General features: G+C 58.7%; 3 protein-coding genes. 2 read left to right on the forward strand and 1 reads right to left on the reverse strand.

Features of this window, described 5'->3' with window-relative positions:
- Window positions 1–226, forward strand: a 226-nt coding sequence (locus VGG64_07460; protein HEY1599423.1) for a nitroreductase family protein, incomplete at its 5' end; no start/stop codon positions are given.
- A 214-nt stretch (window positions 227–440) separates the two neighbouring features.
- Window positions 441–806: a hypothetical protein gene (locus tag VGG64_07465; protein ID HEY1599424.1), complete on the forward strand. Its 366-nt coding sequence runs from the start codon at window positions 441–443 to the stop codon at window positions 804–806.
- A gap of 116 nt (window positions 807–922) precedes the next feature.
- Here the strand turns inward: VGG64_07465 and VGG64_07470 are convergent, their stop codons facing one another.
- Window positions 923–3,004, reverse strand: a complete 2,082-nt coding sequence (locus VGG64_07470; protein HEY1599425.1) for a glycosyl hydrolase family 17 protein — start codon at window positions 3,002–3,004, stop codon at window positions 923–925.
- Window positions 3,005–3,337 lie beyond the last annotated feature (333 nt).

Here is a 3,337-nt window from a genome sequence, read left to right on the forward strand (position 1 = left end):
CGCGCACACGATTTGGCTCGCGGCGCGCGCACAGGGCATCGGCATGGGCTGGGTCTCGATCCTCGATCCGCGGGCAGTCACAGAAATCCTCGCGGTGCCGCCGCACTGGAAATTCATCGGCTATTTCTGTCTCGGCTATCCGCAGACCGACGATACCGTTCCCGAACTGGAGCAAAGCGGCTGGGAGCGACGGCGGCTGCCGGAGTCGGTCGTGATCCGCCGCTGAAGGCGGCCGGCGGGGCCCATCAAGCTTAACGCACGATATCGGGGCTGTACCAAAACAGGGCAGATAAGCTGGCATCTGCCTTGCTCTCCCAACCAAGGCTTGCCGCATTTTGCCGAACGCATCTCACGTCGCTCGGCACCCGCGGACAGCTTGTCGCCAATCGTGCCGCGCTACGCGACCGAACGGAATCGCGACGCGCGCAAGGGAGAGTACCGTGTTAACCTTCGCCTGTACCGGAGTGCTACACGCTTCGCGACTGATAGCCCTTGCCGGCGCCGTGCTCGCGCTGCCGCTCATCACACTTACAAGTGCGCATCCAGCTCAGGCCAAAGGAATCAGGCTCGACAGCTGCGTCGGCAGCTGGCACGCAAGCGGCTGCGCAACGATCTGGGCGCCGCTCGAAGACCCCAACATGCGGAAAGTCCCTCAGCCGGCTAACGATGCGGAACGCGCACGCGCCATAGAGCAGGACCGGCGCTGGGCGGCGCGTTGCCGGCCGACGCTGCGGCAAGACCGTTACGGCGTCCCACGATACCAATACGCTCGGCCCGGCTGCGAATTCGCCGTCGGCGAGTTTTAGGTCCCACCACGGCCTTGATCGCCAATTAGCGCTGCGCCAGCATTTCGTAACATGCACGGAACTCCATCGGAACCCGTCAGGCTAAAGTCTAGAGTGATCTCAGCGGCCGCCTCCTGTCAGACGGGATGGATTTGGCCTGTGGCTGCGAACGGAATGCCGGGTGCGAGCATGGTGTTTGGCTGACCAAGCGGCGAGGATGTATCGAGCACGTCTTCGGGGGCACCGAATGAGGCCATTGCCTGTACGGACTGGCTCGTCGCGGAGGCTAAGCCGCCAACCTGCCACTCTGTGCCGACTTGCCCCATCGAGGCCGCCGACGTGATCTGGTTGTTGCGGATGTCATAAACCTCGAACGCCCCGTTGTTGATGTCGCGCATCAGCACGTTGGTCTCATCGGCGCTCCCTGAAAAGTTGCCGAAGCCCGCCACCTGCCATTCCAGACCCACTTGGCCCATCGATGCTGCCGCGGTGATGGCGTTGTTGACGATGTCGTAGACCTCGAATCCTCCGGTGTGTCTGTCGCGCAGCAGCATGTCAGTCTCATTGGCGTTGCCGGAGAAATCGCCGAAGCCGGCCACCTGCCATTCGAGGCCCACCTGCCCCATTGGTGCCGCCGAGGTGATGGTGTTGTTGCGGATGTCGTAAAGCTCGAATGCGCCGGTATTGTTGTTGCGCATCAGCATGTCGGTTTCGTTCGCCCGGGTCGAGAAATCGCCGAAACCCGCGACCGACCATTCGAGGCCCACTTGCCCCATCGGCGCCGCCGATGTGATGGCGTTGTCGCTGATATCGTAGATTTCGAACGCTCCAGTATCGCTGTTGCGCATCAGCATGTCGGTTTCGCCGGCGCGTCCGAAAAAATCGCCGAAGCCTGCAACGGACCATTCCAAACCGACCTGCCCCATAGGGGAGGCGCTGGTGATGGTGTTGTTGCTGAGATCGTAGACCTCGAAAGCGCCGCTCGCGTTATTGCGCAGGATCACGTCCGAGGTATCGGCACCGTCGAAGCCGCCGACGCCGGCGACCTGCAAGCCAAGCCCAAACGGGCCCAGCGTATCGGCCGCCAGGATCGTGCTGTTGCCCAGATCGTAAATCTCGTAATCGCCGTCGCCACCATCACGCATGATGAGGTCGGCTGTCGTGCCGGACGGCGGCGGCCCATTTGTGGGCATGAGAGTGGTCACCGCAGTCTTGAAGGTGCTGCTTGTGTAGGTGGGACCGCTATTCGCGACTATCAAGCCCCAGCTGTCTTCGGTCGCCGTACCTTTGTTCGGTTCGTCGTATGCTTCGAAGGCGCTGAACGGAATATTCTGTTCGTTCGCAATTGGTAGAAAGTTTTGCCAAAACGTCTGCTCGTTGGCCAAGCTGGGCACGGACGATTGCGGAGGGTCCGTAAAGACGGGAGAAAATTGTGTATCTCCAGAAGAGGGCCAACCGGTCTCGCTGATTACGATTTCCTTATTTGGGTAAAGGGCTTCAAGCGTCTGATATATCTGACCGACATAGCCGGCCGCATTAGAAACTGAAATGCCATCCCAGTAGGCAAAAATATTGGCAAATATGACGCCGACTTCGGAGCTGTTGCCAAGGTTCGTAGCAATATAATATTGCGCGTGACTCGGGTTATAGGAAGAATCCACCCCACCGCTGCCATTTCGCAGATTGATATATTGAGCCTCATAGGTTTCAGCAGTGGCGAACTGCAGCTGCGAGAGTACGGACGCGGGAAGAGTCAGATTCTGCCTGACGTAATCAATCGCGTCTTCAAGGTCAGTGTCGTTCCAGCCTCCTACCTGGGTGATTTCTTCATTTCCAACGTCGACGAACGGCATTTTCGAAAAATCGCTGACGGGCAAGTTGTTCAACGTTGAGATAAGCAAGTTCAGTTCGGACATCACAGCAGGATCGTTCATGATAGCCGACCACGTCGCAGGCGGGCCTGGAGTAGATCCGTTCGGATTGGGGAGATAGACCGAAGGAATGACATCCAGTCCGTCGCCGATAGCATAATTGATCAAGGAACTCTGCTGATCGTCGAGCGTATAAATTCTCAGTGTGTTTGCGATGTTGTTGTTCGCAATAAAATCCACTTGCGCTTCCATTTGGGAAAGCGGCGGTGGCGGTCTTTCCCCAGGAATTTGGCCCGATTGAGTGTACGGACCGTAGTCCATAATGCGAAGTAAGGGCGCTTCCGACATGGCTACTCGTTGCCTCGCGTCTATGATTGCCAGAGACACTCATATACAACTTTAAATTATCATCGTAAAAACGTTCAATCAAGCCGATTCGGCGCGCCGAGGCCATGAGCGCCGGCCGACGACAGCTTACTAGTGAGTTCCGCGCGTCAGGTGCGACGCGCTGATGAGGGCGTGCGCTATTGTTCCGGGCTACCCGCGCGCCGTCGTTTCGGAGTGCTGCGTGGCCGTGCTCGAACCTGACCGCAGCATCTTTGCGGGCAAAAAAAAGCGCGCGTAGCGCGCGACGACTTTCGGATCGAGCTGCTTGTAGGCAGCGTCGGGCAGGCGATGCCA

The sequence above is a fragment of the Pirellulales bacterium genome, assembly GCA_036490175.1.
In the GTDB taxonomy this organism is placed as follows: Bacteria; Planctomycetota; Planctomycetia; order Pirellulales; family JACPPG01; genus JACPPG01.